Annotated in this window: 15 protein-coding genes; 7 read left to right on the forward strand and 8 right to left on the reverse strand. The window is 64.9% G+C overall.

Annotation, left to right across the window (positions count from 1 at the left end; all coding sequences use genetic code 11):
• A partial coding sequence (locus tag QZT63_RS03295; RefSeq protein ID WP_366635763.1) for an endonuclease/exonuclease/phosphatase family protein occupies positions 1–766 on the forward strand: 766 nt, incomplete at its 5' end.
• A 170-nt stretch (positions 767–936) separates the two neighbouring features.
• Positions 937–2241 (forward strand): ATP-grasp domain-containing protein, encoded by a 1305-nt coding sequence (locus QZT63_RS03300; protein ID WP_290648559.1) that lies wholly within the window; start codon positions 937–939, stop codon positions 2239–2241.
• Here the strand turns inward: QZT63_RS03300 and QZT63_RS03305 are convergent.
• Positions 2232–2783, reverse strand: coding sequence for a GNAT family protein (locus tag QZT63_RS03305; protein WP_290648560.1), 552 nt, complete (start codon positions 2781–2783; stop codon positions 2232–2234). The two genes, QZT63_RS03300 and QZT63_RS03305, sit on opposite strands and share 10 nt — an antisense overlap.
• An 80-nt stretch (positions 2784–2863) precedes the next feature.
• On the opposite strand from QZT63_RS03305, the gene pepN reads away from it, so the two are divergent.
• The 3 genes from pepN (at position 2864) to QZT63_RS03320 (ending at position 9125) form a co-directional block, all read left to right on the forward strand.
• Positions 2864–5482 carry an aminopeptidase N gene (pepN, locus tag QZT63_RS03310; RefSeq protein WP_290648562.1) on the forward strand — a complete coding sequence of 873 codons (2619 nt, stop codon included), beginning with the start codon at positions 2864–2866 and terminating at the stop codon, positions 5480–5482.
• Between the two features lie 128 nt (positions 5483–5610).
• Positions 5611–6942 (forward strand): ArgE/DapE family deacylase, encoded by a 1332-nt coding sequence (locus QZT63_RS03315; protein ID WP_290648564.1) that lies wholly within the window; start codon positions 5611–5613, stop codon positions 6940–6942.
• A 149-nt stretch (positions 6943–7091) separates the two neighbouring features.
• Positions 7092–9125 (forward strand): CocE/NonD family hydrolase, encoded by a 2034-nt coding sequence (locus QZT63_RS03320; protein ID WP_290648566.1) that lies wholly within the window; start codon positions 7092–7094, stop codon positions 9123–9125.
• Between the two features lie 12 nt (positions 9126–9137).
• On the opposite strand, the gene QZT63_RS03325 is transcribed toward QZT63_RS03320, so the two are convergent.
• The 7 genes from QZT63_RS03325 to QZT63_RS03355 form a co-directional block, all read right to left on the reverse strand.
• The gene (locus QZT63_RS03325) at positions 9138–10169 is read right to left on the reverse strand and encodes a D-alanine--D-alanine ligase (RefSeq protein WP_290648568.1); all 1032 of its coding nucleotides are present in this window, start codon (positions 10167–10169) and stop codon (positions 9138–9140) included.
• Positions 10166–11068, reverse strand: coding sequence for a transglutaminase family protein (locus QZT63_RS03330; RefSeq protein WP_290648570.1), 903 nt, complete (start codon positions 11066–11068; stop codon positions 10166–10168). Before QZT63_RS03330 ends, QZT63_RS03325 begins: the two co-directional genes overlap by 4 nt.
• The gene (locus QZT63_RS03335) at positions 11065–13629 is read right to left on the reverse strand and encodes a circularly permuted type 2 ATP-grasp protein (RefSeq protein WP_290648572.1); all 2565 of its coding nucleotides are present in this window, start codon (positions 13627–13629) and stop codon (positions 11065–11067) included. The genes QZT63_RS03330 and QZT63_RS03335 overlap by 4 nt, the downstream gene beginning before the upstream one ends.
• Before the next feature lie 109 nt (positions 13630–13738).
• Complete coding sequence (locus QZT63_RS03340; RefSeq protein WP_290648574.1) at positions 13739–14689, reverse strand: alpha-E domain-containing protein; 951 nt, start codon at positions 14687–14689, stop codon at positions 13739–13741.
• 4 nt (positions 14690–14693) lie between these two features.
• Positions 14694–16136, reverse strand: a complete 1443-nt coding sequence (locus QZT63_RS03345; protein WP_290648576.1) for a circularly permuted type 2 ATP-grasp protein — start codon at positions 16134–16136, stop codon at positions 14694–14696.
• Between the two features lie 222 nt (positions 16137–16358).
• Complete coding sequence (locus QZT63_RS03350; protein WP_290648578.1) at positions 16359–16961, reverse strand: hypothetical protein; 603 nt, start codon at positions 16959–16961, stop codon at positions 16359–16361.
• Between the two features lie 167 nt (positions 16962–17128).
• Complete coding sequence (locus QZT63_RS03355) at positions 17129–18763, reverse strand: long-chain-fatty-acid--CoA ligase (RefSeq protein WP_290648580.1); 1635 nt, start codon at positions 18761–18763, stop codon at positions 17129–17131.
• Positions 18764–19006: 243 nt separating this feature from the next.
• Between QZT63_RS03355 and QZT63_RS03360 the strand changes: the two genes are divergently transcribed.
• Positions 19007–19855 (forward strand): crotonase/enoyl-CoA hydratase family protein, encoded by an 849-nt coding sequence (locus QZT63_RS03360; protein ID WP_290648582.1) that lies wholly within the window; start codon positions 19007–19009, stop codon positions 19853–19855.
• A 69-nt stretch (positions 19856–19924) separates the two neighbouring features.
• Positions 19925–20713, forward strand: coding sequence for a 3-oxoadipate enol-lactonase (gene pcaD / locus QZT63_RS03365; RefSeq protein ID WP_290648583.1), 789 nt, complete (start codon positions 19925–19927; stop codon positions 20711–20713).
• Positions 20714–20794: the final 81 nt, after the last annotated feature.

Consider the following 20794-nt stretch of genomic DNA (forward strand, 5'->3'; position numbering starts at 1 on the left):
CAGGGACCCGGCCAGGTTGCGGTTGCTCACCTATAATGTCCAGGCCGGCATCCAGAGCAGCCATTACGCCCACTATTTGACGCGGAGCTGGCAACACCTCTTCCCCCACGCGGATCGACCGCGCACGCTGAGACGCTTCGGTCGGCTGACGCGAACCTACGATCTGGTTGGCCTGCAGGAAGTCGATGGCGGCAGTTTGCGCAGCGGTTTCATCAACCAGACGGAATTCGTCAGCCGCGCGGGCGGGTTTCCGTACTGGCATGATCAGACCAACCGTCGCGTTGGCAAGCTGGCGCGGCACAGCAACGGCTTGCTGAGCCGGTTTCGCCCCCTGGAGATTCGCGAGCACGCGCTGCCGGGAATGATTCCTGGCAGAGGGGCGTTGCACATGACCTTCGGCGGTCCGGGTGACTCCCTACACGTCATTTTGTTGCATCTGGCGCTGGGCCCGAAAGCGCGGATGCGCCAGCTTTCGTATGTCGCCGAGTTGATCGCGCCGCTCGACCACGTCGTGGTTATGGGTGATCTGAACTGTACCGCCGACAGCCCCGAGATCCGGGCCTTGCTCGATCGCACCACGCTAAGCGAACCCAGCCTGATTCTCCCCACCTATCCGAGCTGGTGCCCGCAGCACCATCTCGACCACATCCTGGTGTCGTCATCGCTGACGGTGGAGCGGGCGGAGGTGCTGGACTACGCGGTCTCCGATCATCTGCCGGTTGCCATGGATGTGCGGCTGCCCGAGTCGGTTATCCTACTGCCGTAGTTTCCGGTTGCCGGAAGCAGGGGGGTCTCTGACGCCGCAGCCGGCATACCCGGATCGTGGATGCCGCGGGCACAACCATGGCATCCAACCCATTTACCGGTATGCTCAACACTGGGCCGTGCGCCCATCGGCACATGCGCACGGGAGATGACTCATAGGGGGTTAGATTTATGACCGCGACGCGGAATATCTTTGTCATCGGGCTTGACGATTTCAATCTCAGTGAGCTGAAGACCGTCCACAACGCTGGCGACTACACGTTCCATGGGCTGGTGGACTACGACACCATGGTCAATCCGCCGTCGTATCCCATGGATGCCATTATGGCCGAGGCCCGCAAGACCCTGCAGGATGCGCCTGGTGTCGACGCGATTATTGGCCACTGGGATTTCCCCACTACCTCCATGCTGCCCATCCTGCGGCGGGAGTGGGGTCTGCCCACGCCAACCCTCGAGAGCGTGCTCTACTGCGAGAACAAGTACTGGAATCGCCTCGCCGGCGAAGAGGCGTTACCGGAGTGCACCCCCGACTTCCAGGGGCTGGATCCATACAGCGACGATCCGTTGGCCGACCTGGATATGGAGTACCCTTTCTGGCTGAAGCCCTCCGTCGCCTTCTCCTCGTACTTGGGCTTCCGCATCGAGAACCAGGAGCAGTACCTGAAGGCGATGGCCACGATCCGGGATAAGATTCATGTGTTCGCCGAGCCCTTCGACAACATCATGCAATATTGCCAGAACCCGGACGCTTTACCGGATCGGGGCAGCGGCGCCACCTGCATCGCCGAGGCGCTGATCAGTGGTCGCCTGTGCACCCTGGAAGGCTACGTCTTCGACGGCGAGGTGGTGGTGTATGCCATCGTCGATTCCCTGCGCGCGTCCAACCAGGTGAGCTTCTTCAGCTACCAGTACCCGTCTCATCTCCCGCCCGGGGTGCAGAACCGCATGATCGGCCATGCAGAGAAGATCCTGAACCACATCGGTACGGACCATACCCCGTTCAACATGGAGTTTTTCTGGGAGGAGGCCACGGATAAGCTGTGGCTGCTGGAGATCAACCCGCGCATCTCCAAGTCCCACTGCCCGATCTTCCAGATTGCCACCGGTGCCTCCCATCACGAGGTGGCCATTGATATTGCCCTGGGACGACGGCCCGACTTCCCGCGTCAGGAGGGGCGTTTCGCCATGGCAGGTAAGTTCATGCCCCGGGTCTTCGGCGACACCGTGGTCACCCGCGTACCCTCCCCCGCGGAGATCGAATTGCTGCACAAGCAGCATCCGGAACTTATTGTGCACGTGGGCGTAGAAGAAGGTATGCGCCTGTCCGAGCTTCGCGCCCAGGACAGCTACAGCTTCGAGATCGCGGATGTTTTCCTCGGGGCCGATACCGAGGAACAGCTGCACGAGAAATTCCGCAACATCATGGAGATTCTGGACTTTCAGTTCGCCGACGTGGTGCCGACCAACTACAGTTGAGGCGAGGCGCGGTACTCACGGTCCAGCATCGAGAATACGTGCATGGAGACGAACGTGTCGCCCTTGCGAACGCTCTCGCGTGCAATCCCCTCCTCGACGAAGCCCAGGCGGCGGTAGAGGTTGAGGGCGCGGCGGTTACCTGGGGCGACCGTCAGCCAAAGCCGGTGGAAGCCCAGCTCCTCGAAGCAGTATCGGGCGACGAGTAGCACGGCGGCCCGGCCGTGACCGTGGCCCTTGCTGACAATGGCGATGCGCCGCAGCAGCAAGCTCGCGTTGGGGTCGTCGGCGCCTTCGAGGAGGGCGTACCCGACGGCGTGGCCCGTGTGCTCGATGATCCAGTGGCGTGTTGACGGGCGCTCCAGTGCCTGGCGATGCCAATCGGAGGTCCACTGTTCCACGTGGGCGGCGTTGTCCGGGTGGCGCTCGACCGCCACAACGAAATCGAGGTCCGCTGAAGTGGTTGGGCGCAATGACATGGCCCCGCGCGTGATGCGGTGCTGCTCCGGGGGGCGCGTAATCGCTGGGTGGCTGGGTGTCGTCATTGGCCCGATAGCATACCATTGTTGGCCCAGCCCGGTTTATGCTGCGGAAAGTCGGGCATCAACGCCCTGGAGAATTCGCCATGTTGGTATCGGCACCACGGGTGCAGCGCGACGACTACCGGCCTCCGGCGTTTCTGGTCGATCACGTCGCGCTGACCTTTGATCTGGATCCACGCGCAACGCGTGTCCACAGCGAGCTATGGTTGCGGCGCAATCCGGACTCGCCGCTACCGGAAGCCGCCCTGCGGCTTGACGGCGAGCAGCTGCACCTTGATGGCCTGTCTCTGGATGATCAGCCACTGCCCGATGACGCCTGGAGCCATGATGCGGCAAGTCTGACCATCTACAACGTGCCGGATCGCTTCTCGCTCGAGACGGAAGTCGTGCTCAATCCGGCGGCCAATACGGCGCTGATGGGCCTCTACCAGGCCGGCCCGATTCTGTGCACCCAGTGTGAGCCCGAGGCGTTCCGCAGGATTACGTTCTTTCCCGATCGTCCTGACATATTGTCCCGCTTCCGGGTGACGCTGCGGGGCGACGCTGTCCGCTACCCGGTGATGCTCGCCAACGGCAACCCGGTCGATCGGGTCATGCTACCCGACGGCCGCGCTCAGGTGGTCTGGTATGACCCCCATCCCAAGCCCTGCTATCTTTTTGCGCTCGTGGCCGGCGAGCTGCAGAAGGCCGAGTCCGCGTTCACCACCGCGTCCGGACGGTCTGTATCGATCGGCCTGTATGCCGAGCCGCACAACATTCACTGTTGTGATCACGCCCTCGCCACCATACGGCGCGCCATGGCCTGGGACGAGTCTCGCTACGGGCGGGAGTACGATCTGGACGTGCTCAACCTCGTCGCTGTGAGCGCCTACACCATGGGCGCCATGGAGAACAAAGGGCTGAACATCTTCAATGACCGCTACGTGCTGGCCGATCCGGGCTGCGCCACGGATGCCGACCTGCGCGCCATTGAAGCGCTAGTCGCTCACGAGTACTTCCACAATTGGACCGGCAACCGCGTCACCTGCCGCGACTGGTTCCAACTCGGTCTCAAGGAGGGCCTCACGGTCTTCCGGGAGCAGCAGTTCGTGGCCGACCAGGGTTGGGGGGACGTGCGTCGGATCGAGGATGCGCGGCTCATGCGCACGCGCCAGTTCGCCGAGGATGCCGGGCCTTTGGCCCACCCGGTGCGGCCGCAAGCCTACCGCGAGATTGAGAACTTCTTTACCGACACGGTCTACAGCAAGGGGGCCGAACTCGTGCGCATGGTGGCTACCCTGCTTGGGGCGCGTCGTTTTCGCGCCGGTATGGATCGGTTTTTCCAGCTTTACGACGGCGAAGCCGTCACCGTGGAGGATTTTATCGCCTGCATGGCAGCGGCTGCGGACCGGGATCTCGATCAGTTTCTGCAGTGGTACGACCAGCGTGGCACGCCCGAGCTGCGGATTACCGCCGTGCATGAGCGCGAGCAGGCCCGCTACGGTCTGCGTGTCGAGCAGCTCCTGCCGGAGGGGGTGGCGCCGCTGCATATGCCGCTGGCCGTCGGATTTCTGGACGAGGGGGGGCGCGAGCTGCCCGTGCAGCTGCACGCTGATGCGGCGCCGGGTCCGACGACACGCGTGCTGGAGCTCGGCGAACGGCAGCAGACCTTCTGGTTTAGCGGCGTGGCGGCGCCGCCGATCCCGGCGCTGCTGCGAGGCTTCTCGGCGCCCGTGCGGGTCCATTTTCGTTATTCTGACGCGGAACTGCGGCAGCTCGCCGTGCGCGACCCGGATGCCTTGGCGCGCTGGGATGCCGTGCAACGACTGGTGCACCGGGCGGTAGACCGGCGGCTGCGGGGTGAGGATGCACTGCCGGCTGCATTGGTCACGGTATTTGGTCAGCTCTTGCGTGAGCACACCGCGTCGCCCGGTGTCATCGCCGAAATGCTTACGCTGCCTAACGAATCCACCCTCGCCACGGAACTCGGCGCGGTGGATTTCGATGCGCTGGTCGCGGCCAGGGACTGGTTGGTCCGCCAGATCAACAGCCATCTTGGCGTGCAGCTTCTCGCGACGTACCACGCGTGCGCGCAGCCGCCGGACGGCGGCCAGGAGCCCGTGGCCGTCGGCCGGCGGGCCTTAAAGAACGTTTGCCTCGGTATTGTGGTCGCCGGCGGTGCTGCGCACGCCATCGCGCTCTGCCATGACCAGTACGCCGCCGGCCCCACCACGACCGACCGCTTGGCGGCCCTGGCCTCGCTCACCGACACGGAGGCACCGGTGCGCGACGAGGCGCTGTCAGACTTTCAACGCCGTTGCTGGCATGACCCGCTCATGGTGGACAAATGGTTCGCCATCCAGGCCCGGTCGCGACGTGCCGATACGCTGGAGCAGGTGCTTGCGCTGATGGACAACCCAGCGTACGCGATTCATCAACCGAATCGGGTTCGCAGCCTGATCGAAGTGTTTTGTGCCGACAATCCGGCGCAGTTCCACCGTGCTGACGGTGCCGGTTATCGCCTGTTGGCAGACCAGGTGTGCTGCATTGATCCCGTCAACCCGCCGCTGGCAGCAGGCCTTGCACGCTACCTGAGCCCTGGGGGCTGGATGCGCGCGGACCGTCGCCGTCTACTGGGTCGCGAACTCGAACGGATTCGGGCGATTCCCTCCCTGTCTGAGGGAACACGGGAAGTGGTCTTTGCGGCGTTAGACGAGGTGTGAACCGTGCCCAATGAGGCATCAGTGAAATTGACCCCTACACGACCCACGCCCACTATGAAAACGGGCGCCGCGTGCTCCGCCAGCGCGCCGCGGGCCTATTTATCCCTAGCCCAGGAGGGTGCTGAACGATGGTGAGACGCACGTCATACGTTGATATTGAGCGGATTCGTGACCGTCTGGTGTCTTTGATCCGTATCCCCTCCGTGACGGGAGAAGAAGATGCGGTGGTCTCCCACATTGCCAACTGGCTGCAACAGTTCGATGCGGAGATCGACTACTGGAACGATGGCATCGCGGCGCTCCAGCGCGACCCACGCTATCCGGGCCACGAGGTCGAGCGCGCCTGGGCGCCGGTGGTCGTCGGTGTGTTGCGGGGCGAGGAACCGGGACCAAGCGTGCTCCTGACCGGCCATGTGGATGTGGTGCCGCCAGGGGATTACTCGCGGTGGCAAAACGAGCCCTTCTCCGGGGTGACCCGCGGCGACCGCGTCTACGGCTGCGGCGCGTCAGACATGAAGTCCGGGCTGGTCGCCGCCATGGCCTGTTTCGAGGCCTTTGCCGAGAGTGGGCGCGCATTCCCGGGCCGCATCATCTTTGCCGCCGTACCGGCCGAGGAAGACAGTGGGCTCGGCACGCTGGCCGCCATTCGTGGCGGCTGGCAGGCCGACGCCTGCATTGTCCCCGAACCCACGACGGGGGCCAAAGGGGTGCCGGAGCTGGTCATCGCCCATGCCGGCGCCATGTCGCTGAAGGTCGAGGTCGCCGGCAAGTCCGCCCACGCCAGCAAGCGCTTGCAAGGCCAGAGCGCCCTGGATCATTTTTTCACCGTTTACCAGGCCATGCGCGAGGACGAACGGGCGTTGAACGAGCGCGAGCAACATCCGTTGATGAAGGTGCATCCCCTGCCCTACGCCACCAACGTGGGCACCATTCGCGGCGGGCTGTGGTCGTCGAGCGTCATGGATCAGCTCGAGGCGCAGGTGCGGGTGGGGGTGGCCCTGGATGAGACCATCGATGAAGCCGAGCAGCGTTTTCGCAGCAGCATCAAGGAGCTGACCAAGAATGATCCCTGGCTGCGGGAGAACCCGCCCCGGATTACGCGGCTGGCCTCGGGGTTTGGCTCGGCGCAGACCCGCCGGGACCATCCACTGGTCGAGGCGCTGGCGGAGTCCGCCGAAGAGGAGTTCCGTAGAACGCCGAACATTGCATCAGTCCCCTACGGCTGCGATATGGCAGGCTGGGTGCGCCTGGCGGGGGTGCCCACGGTGATCTACGGTCCGGGCGAAATTGATCTTGCCCATGCGCCCAACGAATCCGTCTCTCTGGAGACGACCTACAAGGTGGCACGCACACTGGTCAAGACTACTGAGCGACTTCTGGAGATGGATCCGGAGACGATGCCGCTGGTCGAGGGAGGCGAGGCGCCCGCATCCGGGGGCACAGGTCGGCTGCTGCGGTGAGAATGGCCGAAACCGCCCGGCGCCGGGCCTGGTGGGTGGCCGATGTGGGAGGCATCGGCCCGCCGGGCAGTTCCCACGTGTTGTGTGGGCCATAGGCGGCCATAACGACGTCGATCTCGTCGGCCCACGGCCGGCGCAGGAGAAAGGTCATGAGGGTGGTGGACTCCTTCCCCGAAGGCGTGAAGGTGATCGAAAACGTGTGGATCCCCGTGCGCGACGGGGTCCGCTTGGCCGCGCGCATCTGGATGCCGGACGACGCGGAGACCAACCCGGTGCCGGCCATTCTCGAGTACATGCCCTACCGCAAGCGCGATTTCACGCGGCTGCGCGATGAGCCGCTGCATCACTACTTCGCCGGGCACGGGTACATCGGCGTGCGCCTGGATGTGCGCGGCACCGGGGACTCAGAAGGCATCCTGCGCGATGAATACCTGCAGCAGGAGCAGGACGATGCCGTGGATGCCATCGACTGGCTGACGCACCAACCCTGGTGCGACGGCAACGTGGGCATGATCGGGCTGTCCTGGAGCGGCTTCAACTCGCTGCAGGTCGCCGCTCGGCGGCCGCCAGCGCTGAAGGCCATCATCACCATGTGCTCCACCGACGACCGCTACGCGGATGACGCCCACTACAAGGGGGGTTGTCTGCTCAACGAGAATTTCGTCTGGGGCTCGGCGTTCTTCGCCCTCAATGCCTGCCCGCCGGATCCGGAAATCATGGGCGAGCGCTGGCGCGAGCAGTGGCTGGCGCGCCTGGAGAACAACCGCCTCTTCCCGGCCCTGTGGATGCGCCATCCGCACCGCGATGAATACTGGAAGCACGGCTCCGTTTGCGAGGACTACGATGCCATCCAGTGCGCCGTCTACGCCGTGGGCGGTTGGGCGGACGGCTACGTCAACGCCATCCCCCGACTGATGGAGGGATTGAGCGCCCCGAAGAAGGCGTTGATTGGCCCCTGGCCCCACGCCTTTCCCCACGCCGCCGAGCCCGGGCCACAAATCGGGTTTTTCCAGGAAGCGGTGCGTTGGTGGGACTACTGGCTCAAGGGGATCGACACCGGGATCATGGACGAGCCGCCCTTTCGCGCCTGGATGGAGGAGTGGATTCGCCCCGCGCCCTACCACGCCGAACGACCGGGCCGCTGGATCGCGGAAGCGTGTTGGCCGTCGCCGCGCATTGTGCCGCGTCGCTGGGCCGTGAACGTGGCCTCCCTGGGGGAGCAGCCCGACCCCGAGGACGCCGTGCGCGCGCGCTCGCCCCAGACCACCGGCCTGCGCGGCGGGGATTTCTACGGCTACGGCGCCGATGGTGACGCGCCGCTGGATCAGCGCGCGGATGACGGCAAGTCCCTGGTGTTCGATTCCGATCCCTTGGCGGAGCCGCTGGAGATTCTCGGCGCCCCGGTTGCGACCCTGGAGCTGACCGCGGACCGGCCGCTGGCACACGTCATCGTGCGGCTGAACGATGTTGCCCCCGACGGTGGATCCAGCCGGGTGAGCTACGGGGTGCTCAATTTGACCCACCGGGACAGCCACGAGCATCCGCAACCCCTGGAGCCCGGGCGGCGCTACCGTGTGCCGATCCGCCTCAATGACATTGCCTATTCATTCGCTCCGGGTCACACGGTGCGGCTGGCCGTGTCCACGACCTACTGGCCCATGCTCTGGCCGGCCCCGGAGCCGGTGGAACTTACCATCTACACCGGCGCCAGCACCCTGGAGCTGCCGGAGCGACCGCCGCGCGGGGCCGACGCCGAGCTGCGCCCCTTCGAGGCGCCGGAGCGCGGCCCGGTGTCGGATCACACGCCTCTGGAATGGGCCCAGGCGCAACGCATGGTGGAGCTGGATCTCGCCACAGACGAGACCGTCTACACCACCTTCGGCGACGGCGGCGATTTCGGTGGCGCCGCTTTGGCGCGCATCGAGGATATTGATCTCACCATCGGTTACACGATCCGGCGCACGTTCCGCATCGGCGAGCACGACCCCTTGTCTGCCCGCGCCGAAGTGGAGCAGAAGACGATCCTGCGCCGGGGCGACTGGTCCTTGCGCATCGAATGCCGCACGGCCCTGAGCGCGGACACGGAGAATTTCCGGGTGCAGGCGACGCTCGACGCCTTCGAGTCGGGGGCGCACATATCCCGCCGCGAGTGGGATGACATCGTCCCGCGGCGTCTGGTGTGACAAGGTGGCGGTTTAGTCCATGCTGTAGCGTGCGCGCGCTGCCTCGAGAATCATCCGCAACAGGTCGGTGTAGCTGTACCCCGCCCAACCCGCCATGATTGCCATTTTTCCGTCGTGGCTCCAGGTGGGGTTGAAGTTCGCATCCAGCAGCCGCGGCAGCCCGTCGGCGCCAGCGCGGAAATCAATGCGGGCGTAATCCCGGAACCCCAGGCGTTCAAAGAGCCAGCTGGCATGCTCGACCATGGCCGCCTCGTGGGCGGTATCCAGCTCCGCCTGCTTGAAGCGAACGGCCTGCCAGTAAGCTGACTGCGGGTCCACCTTGGAGCCATAGGAGAGAATCGGCGGCAGGGATGGGTCTAACTGGCTGTAGTCGATCTCAAGCGGTGGCAGTACGGTGAAGCCCGTCTCCGGATTGCCCAGCAACCCCAGGGTGTACTCCGGGCCGGTGAGGAAGTCCTGGATCAGGGCCCGGGGTCGATTCCCGCCCATGGCACCGGCGAGCCAGCGCAGGTAAGCGTCTGCCTCGGTGGCATCGTACACCACCGCGTCCGGCGTGATGCCGATGCTGCCGCAGCCATCGTTGGGCTTGATCATGGCCGGGTAGAGCTCCGGCAGTGTCAGTGGGTCGGCAGTGAGGTCTACGAGGGTTTCGTTGGGCACCGGGATGCCGTGGCTTGCCGCCAGCAATCGTACCAGGGCCTTATCCCCGCACAGGCTCATGGAAGCGGCTGTGGCACCGGTGTAAGGAATCTCCAGCAGCTCGAGCAGCGCCGGTACATTGAGCTCATTGCGCAGCAGATTGCGGTAGCCCGTATCACAAAAGTTGAGCGCCAGCACTGGCGGATCGCTGCGCAGGACGTCGAGCCATACGGCGTGGTTGTTCAGCGGCACAGCGGTGTAGCCGTCCATGGCGTTGATGGCATCCACCGCCGCGCGCGCCGCGGCTGTATCCTCGGGCCCGAAGCGGCCGTCCACGCCGTAGGCGTAGGGGAGGTCCGGATCGCCGCTGAGGACGCCGATGGTCAGGGGGCTGGTGCGGGTCATGATCGATTGTGCTCCTCTGCGTCGAGTGGTTCTACATCCACCGCCACCTCGCTGCGTTGGCCCTGACTGCCCCCGAAAATCACGCCCTTGAGCGGGGAGACATCGCCGTAGTCCCGGCCCCAGGCGGTGGTGACGTGCTGTGTCCCCGGCATCCGGTTGTTGGTGGGGTCGTAGTCCAGCCACCCCAGGGCAGGGTCATAGACGGCGAACCAGGCGTGGGATGCGTCCGCTCCGACAAGTCGCGATTGGCCCGGTGGCGCCGTGGTCTCCACGTAGCCGGAAACGTAGCGGGCGGGGAGTCGCAGGCTTCGCAGACAGGCAATGGCCAGATGGGCAAAGTCCTGGCACACGCCGCGTCGCTCCCGGAACACACGTTCCAGCGGCGTGCTGATGGTGGTGGCGGTGGGATCATAGGCGAAGTCGGCATGGATTCGGCCCATGAGGTCGCTGACCGCTGCGGGGACCGGGCGACCGGCGGGGAAGGACGGTGCAGCATACTGTGCCAATGCCCGGCGCGTCTCCACCAGCGGTGAATCCAGCAGGAACTGACGGGCTTCGAGGCCGGAATTCGAGCGGTCGTCGCTGATAATGGCGCCTGCTGTCTCCCATGGCGTACCTTCGGCCAGGGTGATCGATGCCGCGGGGCTCGTCAGCTCCACGACGCTGATGGCGGTTACACTCAGCAGGCTGTGGGGCTGTTGGATGGCGAAGTGCAGGACGCCATTGCCAAAGTAGTCCGTGCGTCTCGACCGGTAGGCCGGCATCGGGTGGATGTCGACCCGGTGATCGCGGACCTGCTGGTATCGCGTTGCCCGTGGCGCCAAGTGCGCTTCGTTGTAGCCGCGGCCGATGGTCCGCGGGTAGGAGTATTCCGTGCGGTGTGTGACACGGTACCTCACGGTCGCTCTCCGCCGGGTCGCGGCATTGGATCCAGCTGGCGTGGACCCTGGGGATCCGAGAAATAGGTGTTCGCAAGGCTCTGGGCGGCCTTGGCGAGCAATCGGTGCGTGCGCGTCAGCAGGGCCTCCAGCGGTTCGCCGGGCGTCGCCGTGCCAGAGTCTACCAGCAGTGTCTCGGGTTCGCTCAATCGCAAAGCCGTCCTGGCATCGAGTGCCAGGCGTTGTTCCGCGGAGAGCTCGTCCGGTGCGCCGGCGTCGGGCAATGTCGCCAGGTTCGCTTCGAGTCGTGCGAGCTGGAACCCCACCGAGCGCGGGTTGCTCTCGCTGAGCAGGAGCAGCCGCAGAACGCTGTCGCGTTGCGCCGGATGGTGGTACTCGCGGTGGTAGGCATGGAGGCTTTCCAGGTGCTCCAGCGCGGCGTCCAGCAGGCGGGACTCGGTGGCGGCCTTCTCCGGCGTCACCAGGATTGCGTGGAGGAATGTCGTGGTGAGCAGACCACGTTCCACACACCGCCCCATCTCGAGGAAGCTCCAGGCACGGCTGTGGACCATGGTGTCTTCCTGCAGTCCCCGCAGTGCCGCAAGCAGCGTCACCAGCTCGTCAATGACGCCCGCGAGCTCCTCGACTGTTAGCGGCAGGGGCAATTCCGACAGCCGTTGGCGGATGGCACCGATCACCCGCCAGATGTCCGGGGACAGTCGGTCACGTACCGCGTGGGACGCCGCCAGCATGGCGTGCAGGTTGAACGTGACCGAGCCGGTTCTTTGCCCGTGCTGCAGCACGGAGAGGAGCTCAGGCGTCGGCTCCCGTAGGCTGTCCCGAGTGTTGTCGAGAAAGCCCGGCTGTGTGCCGGTCATTGCAGTCAGTGCCCTGAGTAGGGTTTCCAGACACCGCGTCTCCACGGGTCGCGACGTGTCCATAGTGGCCTGCTGGACGCGCGTGATCACTCGCACCAGCCGCAGGGCCTGGTCGGCGCGCTCGGCATAGCGTGCCATCCAGAACAGGTTCTCGGTGGCCGCCGGTGGCAGGGCTGCCGAGCGGTCGGTGGGCCCACCGTCCGTCACCTCGATCGCCAGCAGGCTGGCTTCGCGCACCGGCTCGGTGGCGATCACCCAGGTGTCCTTGGATAGCCCGCCGGCCCGATTGGACATGCTGGGGTCGCTTGGAACGCGTGCGACTCGCGTCAGTCCGCCCGGCATGACGGCATAGCCGTCGGAGCGTGCGACGAGAAAGGTTCGCAACACAGCGAGACGCGGCTCTAGACCGAGGTCACCCAACGTCGGTACCGAGGAGAATCCGCTGGGCGTCTGCCCCACGAAGTGCTGTGGCGACCAGCGGATGCGGGTGACCAGGGCGTCCCGGGCCGATTTATCCAGGGTGCCCGGAACGATGGTGCGCGCCCCGGAACGCTGATCAATGGGCCTGATGACCAGACTGTCAAGCTTGCTGAGCACGTATTCCCGGGAGTCGGGATCCCCGCACCACCAGGTGGGCGGGGCAGGCAGCTCCAGCTCCTGACCTAACAGGTGCTGGGCGATGCCCGGTAAAAAGGCGTTGAGTGCCGGGTTCTCCAGGACGCCTGCGCCAAGCGGATTGGCAACTGCCACGCTCCCCTGGCGCACCACTTCGGTGAGGCCGGGCACGCCCAGCAAGGATTCGGGGCGCAGCTCCAGTGCATCACAATAGTCGTCGTCCAGACGGCGCAGAATCACATCCACCGGTTCCAGGCGGTCCATGGATCGTAGCCAGACGCGTCCGTCCCGCACCGTGAGGTCGCCGCCTTCGACCAGGGTGTAACCGAGGTAACTGGCCAGAAATGCGTGCTCGAAATACGTCTCGTTGCGCGAACCCGGAGTGAGCACCACCACGTGGGCTTCGTCCTGACCGCGTGGTGGTGCCAGTGCGGAGAGCGTGGCGCGCAGGTTCTGGAAGAACAGCGCCAGGCGGTGGACTTGGGATTCCCGCAATAGACTGGGCATCGCCCGGTTCATGACCACGCGGTTCTCCAGGGCGTAGCCAGCACCCGACGGCGCCTGGGTGCGGTCCTCCAGCACGTAGATGGTACCGTCGGGGCGCCGGGCCAGGTCGGCTGCGTACAACGTCAGTGGGTGGTTCAGGCCGGTCCGATACGGGTGGCAGGGCCGCAGGAAGCCCGTGTGGGCATGGACCAGCTCCGCGGGCAGGAGCCCGCGGGCCAGCAGCTCCTGGGGGCCATAGATGTCCTTGAGGATCAGGTTGAACAGGTCGGCGCGCTGTTGTAGGCCGTGCTCCACCCGGGCCCATTCGTCGCTGCCGATGAGCATGGGCACCGGGTCGAGATCCCAGCTTCGCTCCAGGCCTGCCGGGTCACTATAGACGTTGTAGGTGACGCCCCGCTCGCGCAGGATCCGCCGCAGGTGCTTCTGGCGCTGGTGCAGCCCGTCCACCCCCAGCGTATCGAGTGCCTTGGCGAGGTATGTCCAGGTCGTGTTCACCTGGCCCGACGCATCTATCAATTCATCGGGGTGGCCGGGTAGGGGCTCGTAGGCGGACAGCAGCGTCGATTTCAGTGTTGCGGGCATGGCTGTCAGCCACCATTTGCCTAAGTGCCGCCAGCATAACGCGGCTGAGCGTGGGTTGTGCGAGGGGGCCCCAGCGTTGCTGCCGGGCAGCGCCAACGGCGCTCGCCGCCTACGCCTCCTGCGGCAGTGCGTCCGGATCCAGGCGGAACCAGGTGCCGGTGAGCTGTTTGTGGATATCGCCAATTCCGGTCTGGAGGACGTCGATGTACTCGTGGAGGTCGTCCATGCGCATGTCCCGGGGCTCGGCTTCGTTGATGCGCCGCTGGAGCCGGCCTACCCGCCGCAGGGTGGCCTCATTGCGCGGCAGTGCCTGCATGCAGGCCTCGGCCACGGCAATGTTGTGGTCCACGGAGCGCGGGAACAGGCGGTCCTGGAGCAGGAAGCGCACGACGTCATGGCCCACCACCCGCGGATGGATGTGCTGGCGGTACATTTGGTAGCCGGACAGGGATTTCAGCACGTGCACCCAGAGCACGTTGGCGTAGTCTTCGGCGATGTCCTCCCGCGGCATGAGAACGGCGACGGCGCTGTCGACGATGCGGGTGGTCATGTCGGCGCGTTCCAGACTCTGGCCGAGACGCACGAAATCGTAGGCGGAATCGTGACTCATGGTGCCGGCCAGGAGGCCACTAATCTGCTGACAGCGAAAAATGACCGTGTGCAGAAACTCGAAGCGGTGCCGCCGGGCCAGGGATTTCTGCACATGGTCGTGCACGTACAGGTAGAGCCGGTTCATGTCGGCCCACGCTTCCGTGGGCATCAGTTCCCGGGTAGTGCGCACGTTCTCCCGCGCGGCCCGGACCGAGGTCAGAATGGAGCCGGGGTTGAAGGTGTCGGCCAGCAGGAACTTCACGACATTGCGTTCGTCGTAATTTTTGTAATGGCCGGCGAACGCGCCACTGGCGCCGGTGATGTTGGCTAGGCCGCGCCAGCTGTCGCGCATGTTCAGCGGCAAATCCATCACCTCATTGCTGTGGGCGTTGACAAGGCGAGCCATGCTCTCGGCGCGCTCCAGGTAACGACCCATCCAATAGACCCGTTCTGCGACTCTTGAGAGCATACGGCTAGCCTTCCACGATCCAGGTGTCCTTGCTGCCACCACCCTGGGAGGAGTTCACCACGGTGGATCCGCGCCGCAGCGCGACCCGAGTCAGGCCCCCGGGGGTGACGTACATCTCATCGCTCTGCAGGACGAAGGGGCGCAGGTCCACGTGCCGCGGTTCGACGCCCCCGTCCACCACGGTCGGGACTGTGGAGAGCCGGATCAGCGGCTGGGCAATATAGTTGCGTGGCTCGCCTTTGATCAGCCGGGCGAAATGCTTGCGGTCCTTCTTGGTGGCCGTAGGTCCCATGAGCATGCCGTAGCCGCCGGACTCATTGGCCGGTTTCACCACCAGTTCGTCCAAGTGGTCCAGCACGTAGGCACGCTCATCGTCCAGGTCGCACCGGTAGGTGGGGACATTCGGCAGAATAGGTTCCTCGCCCAGGTAATAACGGATGAAATCCGGCACGAAGGCGTAGACGACCTTGTCGTCCGCCACGCCGGCGCCCGGCGCATTGGCGAGGCCCACGTTGCCCTTACGCCAGGCGCGCATGAGGCCGGGCACGCCCAGGGCGGAGTCCTTGCGGAAGCACTCGGGATCCAGGAACAAATCGTCGATACGGCGGTAGATGACGTCTACGCGCCGGGGGCCGTCGATGGTGCGCATGTACACGCAATCGTCGGACCCGACCACCAGGTCCGAGCCTTCCACCAGTTCCGCACCCATGTGCTGCGCCAGGAACGAGTGCTCGAAGTAGGCGGAGTTGTAGATACCCGGGGTGAGCACCACCACTTCAGGGTAATCCATGGGGCGCGGGGACAATGCCGCGAGCATGTCGAAGAGCTTCGTCGGGTAGTCACCGACCGGCTGAATACTGGTATTCTCGAACAGCTCCCCGAACACGCGCTTGGTCATCACGCGGTTTTCCATCATGTAGGACACACCCGAGGGGACACGCAGGTTGTCCTCAAGCACCAGGAAGCGCCCTTCATGGTCGCGGATGAGGTCCGATCCGCAGACGTGCGCCCAGACACCTTGGGGCGGATGCACGCCCATACACTCCTTACGGAAGTTGACCGAGTTCTCGAGTAGCGCCCGTGGAAAGATGCCATCGGCGATCACCGCTTGCTCTGCGTAGATATCAGCGATGAAGCGGTTCAGCGCCGCCACCCGCTGCCGCAACCCGGCGTCCACCTGCTGCCAGGTCGCGGCAGCGATGATGCGTGGGATGATGTCGTATGGCCAGGAGCGGTCAATGTTCTCCCCTTCGGAGTAGACCGTGAAGGTAATGCCCATCTCCAGAATGGCCAAGTCGGCGGCGTGCTGGCGTTCGTGAATCTCGTCCGTACTCAGGGAGTCGAGGTAGTTGAGCAATTCCCGCGCGGGAGGCCGCACCTGGCCGTCGGAATCGATTAGCTCGTCGTGGAACCCGGGATTCTCGTACGCCTGCCAGTTGATGGCCATTCAATCCTCGTGGGTTCATCCGTCAGGCGCTCGAGACTACACAAAATCGCAGGAGTGCGCCAACAGCCATGTCCGCGCTCGCACGGCGCTGCGGGCGAAGCCCGGCGAATGTCGGACTCCGGTCGCGCGCGTTGGCCCCGCGGCTTGTTTCATCGCAGTGGGTGGGATGATGCGTGTGTTCGTTAACTTTGCGATGTCGCGCGCTTGAGGCTTCGCGAGCCCTCACATGCCATCCCTGCGAGAGGCCGTTCCATCCGCCCGGATCGCCTCAACTGTGGCAGCGCCCCACGGCTTTGTCATCCAGAGGTGTTGTGTTCTGGCCAAGTCGAAAAAACGCTGAGGGCCATGGCTGCCCTCCATGGCCACTATGCCCTCCTCGGCATCCATGCCGATGTTCGCCTGATCGAACAATGGTTTAGCGGCGCGCACATGGCCAATCACGCGCAGATGGGTGAATGCATCACGAAGCCAGCTGATGGCGGGCGACTCCGCCAACAGCGCCCGAACGCCCTCCTTCGACGGGGCCAGAGCCACCGCGTCGAACAGCGCCGATGGCGCCATGGAGAGCGCGTGGTCGGTGGCAACACGTGCGCCGTCGCGCGTGGAGATGCCACCTATCGAAGTGGCCACGATGGCCACGCTCGCCCCTTCCTTTTCCGCCGCCCGACGCAGCGCTGTCAGTACGTCGTCGCGGGTGCCGTCCGTGACCAGCAGGCCGATCCTGTGCCCGTACAGCACCGTCGGGGACTTGCCGAATTTGCTCAATGGGTCCGCCAACAGTGCCTCGCTGGCGGGTTTACCAGCCCCTGTGCACGCGCCGTTCATTTAGAGCCACTCCGGTTGACCGATGGAAATGGGAAACGCATTGCCGCTGACCCGCCCAGTCTTGATGACTGATTGCCAAGCCGGCCATACAAACTACGCACGCGGCGGTGGTTGGGTTCCGTGTCAAAGGGCCCGTCATCGGTCGCTCACCGCGCCAGCTCGCCCCACTATGCGGTGGGCAGGGTATACCCCTTGAACTCCTCGCGCAGCTTTGCCTTCTGCAGCTTCCCGGTGGCGCTGTGGGGGAGTTCCTCCACAAAAACCACGTCATCCGGTAGCCACCATTTCGCCACGTGGTCGCTGAGGTACGCGAGTACGCCGTCTTTGTCCACGCTCGAGCCGGATTCGCGAACGCAGACCAGCAGGGGACGTTCGTCCCACTTCGGGTGCGCTGCGGCGATCACGGCGGCCTCGGCGATTTCCGGATGGCCCACGGCCGCATTTTCCAGATCGATGGAGCTGATCCATTCACCGCCGGACTTGATGACGTCCTTGGTGCGATCGACGATCTCCATATAGCCCTCGCGGTCAATTCTCGATACGTCGCCAGTGCGGAACCAGCCTTCGGCGTCAAAGGCCTTGGCGTTGGCCTCCGGGTTCTCGTAGTAGCCGGAGAGAATGGCCGGACCACGCACCAGCAGCTCGCCGAAGGCCTCGCCGTCGTGGGGGAGTGGGTTGCCTTGGTCGTCGACGATCTTCATGTCCACGCCGAAAACCGCCCGGCCCTGCTTGCACTTGATGTCCAACTGTTCCGAGGCGGGACGGTCCCTGTCCTTCGGCCGTACCAGCGACACTGTGCCGATGGGGCTCATCTCGGTCATGCCCCAGCCCTGCAAGCCTTCCACATCGAAGCGTTCCTTGAACTCTTGCAGCATGGCGCGCGGCGCCGCTGAGCCACCGATGAGCACTTGCTTGAGGGTGCGAAACCGCTCGCCGGCGCTACGCATGTGCTTGAGCAACCCGAGCCAGACGGTGGGCACGCCCCAGGCATCGGTGACGCCTTCCTGGTTCATCAGGTTTGCCAGGCTCTCGCCGTCCAGGCGCGGCCCCGGGAACACCAATTTGGCGCCCACCATGGGCCCGAAATAGGGCACGCCCCAGGCGTTTACGTGAAACATGGGCACCACCGGCAGCATGGCGCTCTCTTCGTCCATCCCCAGCCCCGGCACGGAGAGCACGAAGAACGAGTGCAGCACCGTGGAGCGGTGGGAGTAGAGCACCCCCTTGGGATTGCCCGTGGTGCCGGAGGTGTAGCACAGGGAGGAGGCGGTGGTTTCGTCCAGGTCCGGCCAATGGAATTCCGTGGGGTGCTCGGCGATCAGCTCCTCGTAGCAGTGGACATTGGGCAGCTGCGTCTCGGGCATGTGCGCGCGGTCGGTGAGGATGACGAAGCCGGCCACGCCCGGGAGCTGGTCCTTGAGCTTCTCCAGCAGTGGGACGAACGTGAGGTCCACAAAGATGTACTTGTCCTGGGCGTGATTGATCATGTAGATGAATTGGTCCGCCGGTAGCCGCGGATTGATGGTGTGGCAGATGGCGCCGGTGCCGGATGTGGCGTAGTAGAGCTCCAGGTGCCGGTAGGTGTTCCAGGCCACTGTGGCCACCCGATCGCTGCGCTGAACGCCCAGCTGCCCCAGCGCGTGGGCCAGCTGCCGGCTGCGGCGCGCGGCGTCCCGGTAGGTATATCGATGAAGCTCCCCTTCAACCGTCTGCGAGACGACTTCCTGATCGGGAAAATTGCTGGCCGCATATTCGATGATCTGCGAGATCAGCAGGGGGCGGTCCATCATGAGTCCGCGCATGGTCTCCTCCTCTTTATGGTTTGCATCGGTGAAGTCCTGACACCCTGCAGTATTGACCAAAACGTCGGGACGTGACCATTTCCTACGCTGGGGGTGCGCGGAATGTTCCCCGCATGGCATCCTCCGGCGTTAGGAGCGGACAGGAGGGGGGTGCCGGCATGATCGATCCGGAGAGCGTTCCCGGCGATTGGCGCGGGATTCGCCGGGCTGCGGGGATATTGACTGACCAAGCGGAGAGCGGGCATGAGCTTTGAGTGCTTTGACGTCGACATCAGCGGCGGGATTGCGCACGTGGTTCTCGGCCGCCCGCAACAGCGCAATAGCATGATTGCCGCGTTCTGGGAGGAGTTGCCGCGGATTATCCGGGACATTGACGATAACGCCCGCGCGCGGGTCATCGTGATCTCCTCCACGGGCCCCCATTTCAGCTCGGGCCTGGACACCAAGGCACTCGGCGCGCTCGCCGCCGAACCCGGTGACCCCATGGCGAACCGCCAGGCCGGGTTGCGCTTTCAGCATACGGTGCGCGCCATGCAGGAAACCTTCATCTGTCTGGAGCACTGCCGCATGCCGGTGCTCGCGGCGATTCAGGGCGGCTGTATTGGCGGTGGCGTGGATCTGGTGACCGCCTGCGATATGCGCTATGCCACCAAGGACGCGTTCATCACCATTTACGAGATCAACATTGGCATGACCGCGGATGTGGGCACGTTTCCGCGCATCTTCAAGCTGATCCCCGAAGGCGTGGCCCGGGAGCTGGCCTACACCGGACGGCGCATGACCGCAGACGAGGCGCAGGCGGTGGGCCTGGTCAACCGGGTATTCCCGGATCACGCCGGCCTGCTGGACGGCGTGATGGAGATCGCCCGTGAGATTACCGCCAAGCCGCCACTGGCGATCCACGGGTGCAAGCGGATGGCCAACTATGCCCGCGACCACTCGGTGGCGGACAGCCTGGACTACGTCGGCGTGTGGAATGCGAGCATGCTTCAGCATGCCGAAATCCGCGAGGCCATGCAGGCCAACGCCGAGCAGCGCCGGGGCGAGTTTGCCGAGCTGCCGCCGGTGCGCCCACCGTTTCACAACGAGTAAGTGCGGGCGCGACTACGCTCATGGCGGCTTCAGCGGCGAGTGCCGCAGCCAACGGTAATGGAGTCCTCTATGCAATTCCTTGCGCACAGTGATGGCGTGATCCACTACAGCCTCGAAGGCCCGGACACAGCGCCAGTGGTGATGTTCTCCAATTCCCTTGGCACGGATCTGCGCGTGTGGGATCCGGTGGCGGCCCGTTTACGGCGGCGCTACCGCATCTTGCGCTACGACATGCGTGGCCATGGACTCACGAGCGTGCCCGCGGGCCCGTACACCATTGCCGGCCTGGCGGATGACTGTGTGGCGCTGATGGACGGGCTGGAGCTGGATCGGGTGCACTTCTGCGGGTTGTCGATCGGTGGCATGGTGGGCCAGCAGCTCGCCGGCAGCCACGGTGATCGGCTGCACAGCGCGATCTTGTGCGATACCACCATGCGTATGCCGGAGCCGTCCATGTGGACGCAGCGCGCACAGCAGGTCCGCGCCGATGGCCTGGAAGCGCTGGTGGATGGTGCCATGGAGCGTTGGTTCACCCCCGCATTCCTGCCAACATCGACGGTCGCAGGCATCCGCAACATGTTCCTGCGTACCCCGATCGAGGGCTACGCCGGCTGCTGCGAGGCCATCGCGACCATGGATCTCGTGCCCCAGGTCGATGGCATCCGCCGGCCCACTCTGGTGATCGTCGGCGAGGAAGACCCGGGCACCCCGGTGTCAGCGTCCGAGGCGATCGTGGCGCGGATCGAAGGCGCGCGCCTGGAAATCATCCCCAAAGCCGCCCACCTGTGTTGCGTGGAGCAGCCGGATGCGGTTGTGTCGGCGCTGGACGGATTCCTTGCCTGGCTTACAGGACCCTAGTGTCCTGTCCCTGCAGCCGTTGGTTCGCCGGTGGGCCAGGGATTGGCTCCCGCGGGCATGAGCCGCGGGCGTCATGCACCG

The sequence above is a fragment of the Aquisalimonas sp. genome (assembly GCF_007120195.1).
Taxonomy (GTDB): Bacteria; Pseudomonadota; Gammaproteobacteria; order Nitrococcales; family Aquisalimonadaceae; genus Aquisalimonas.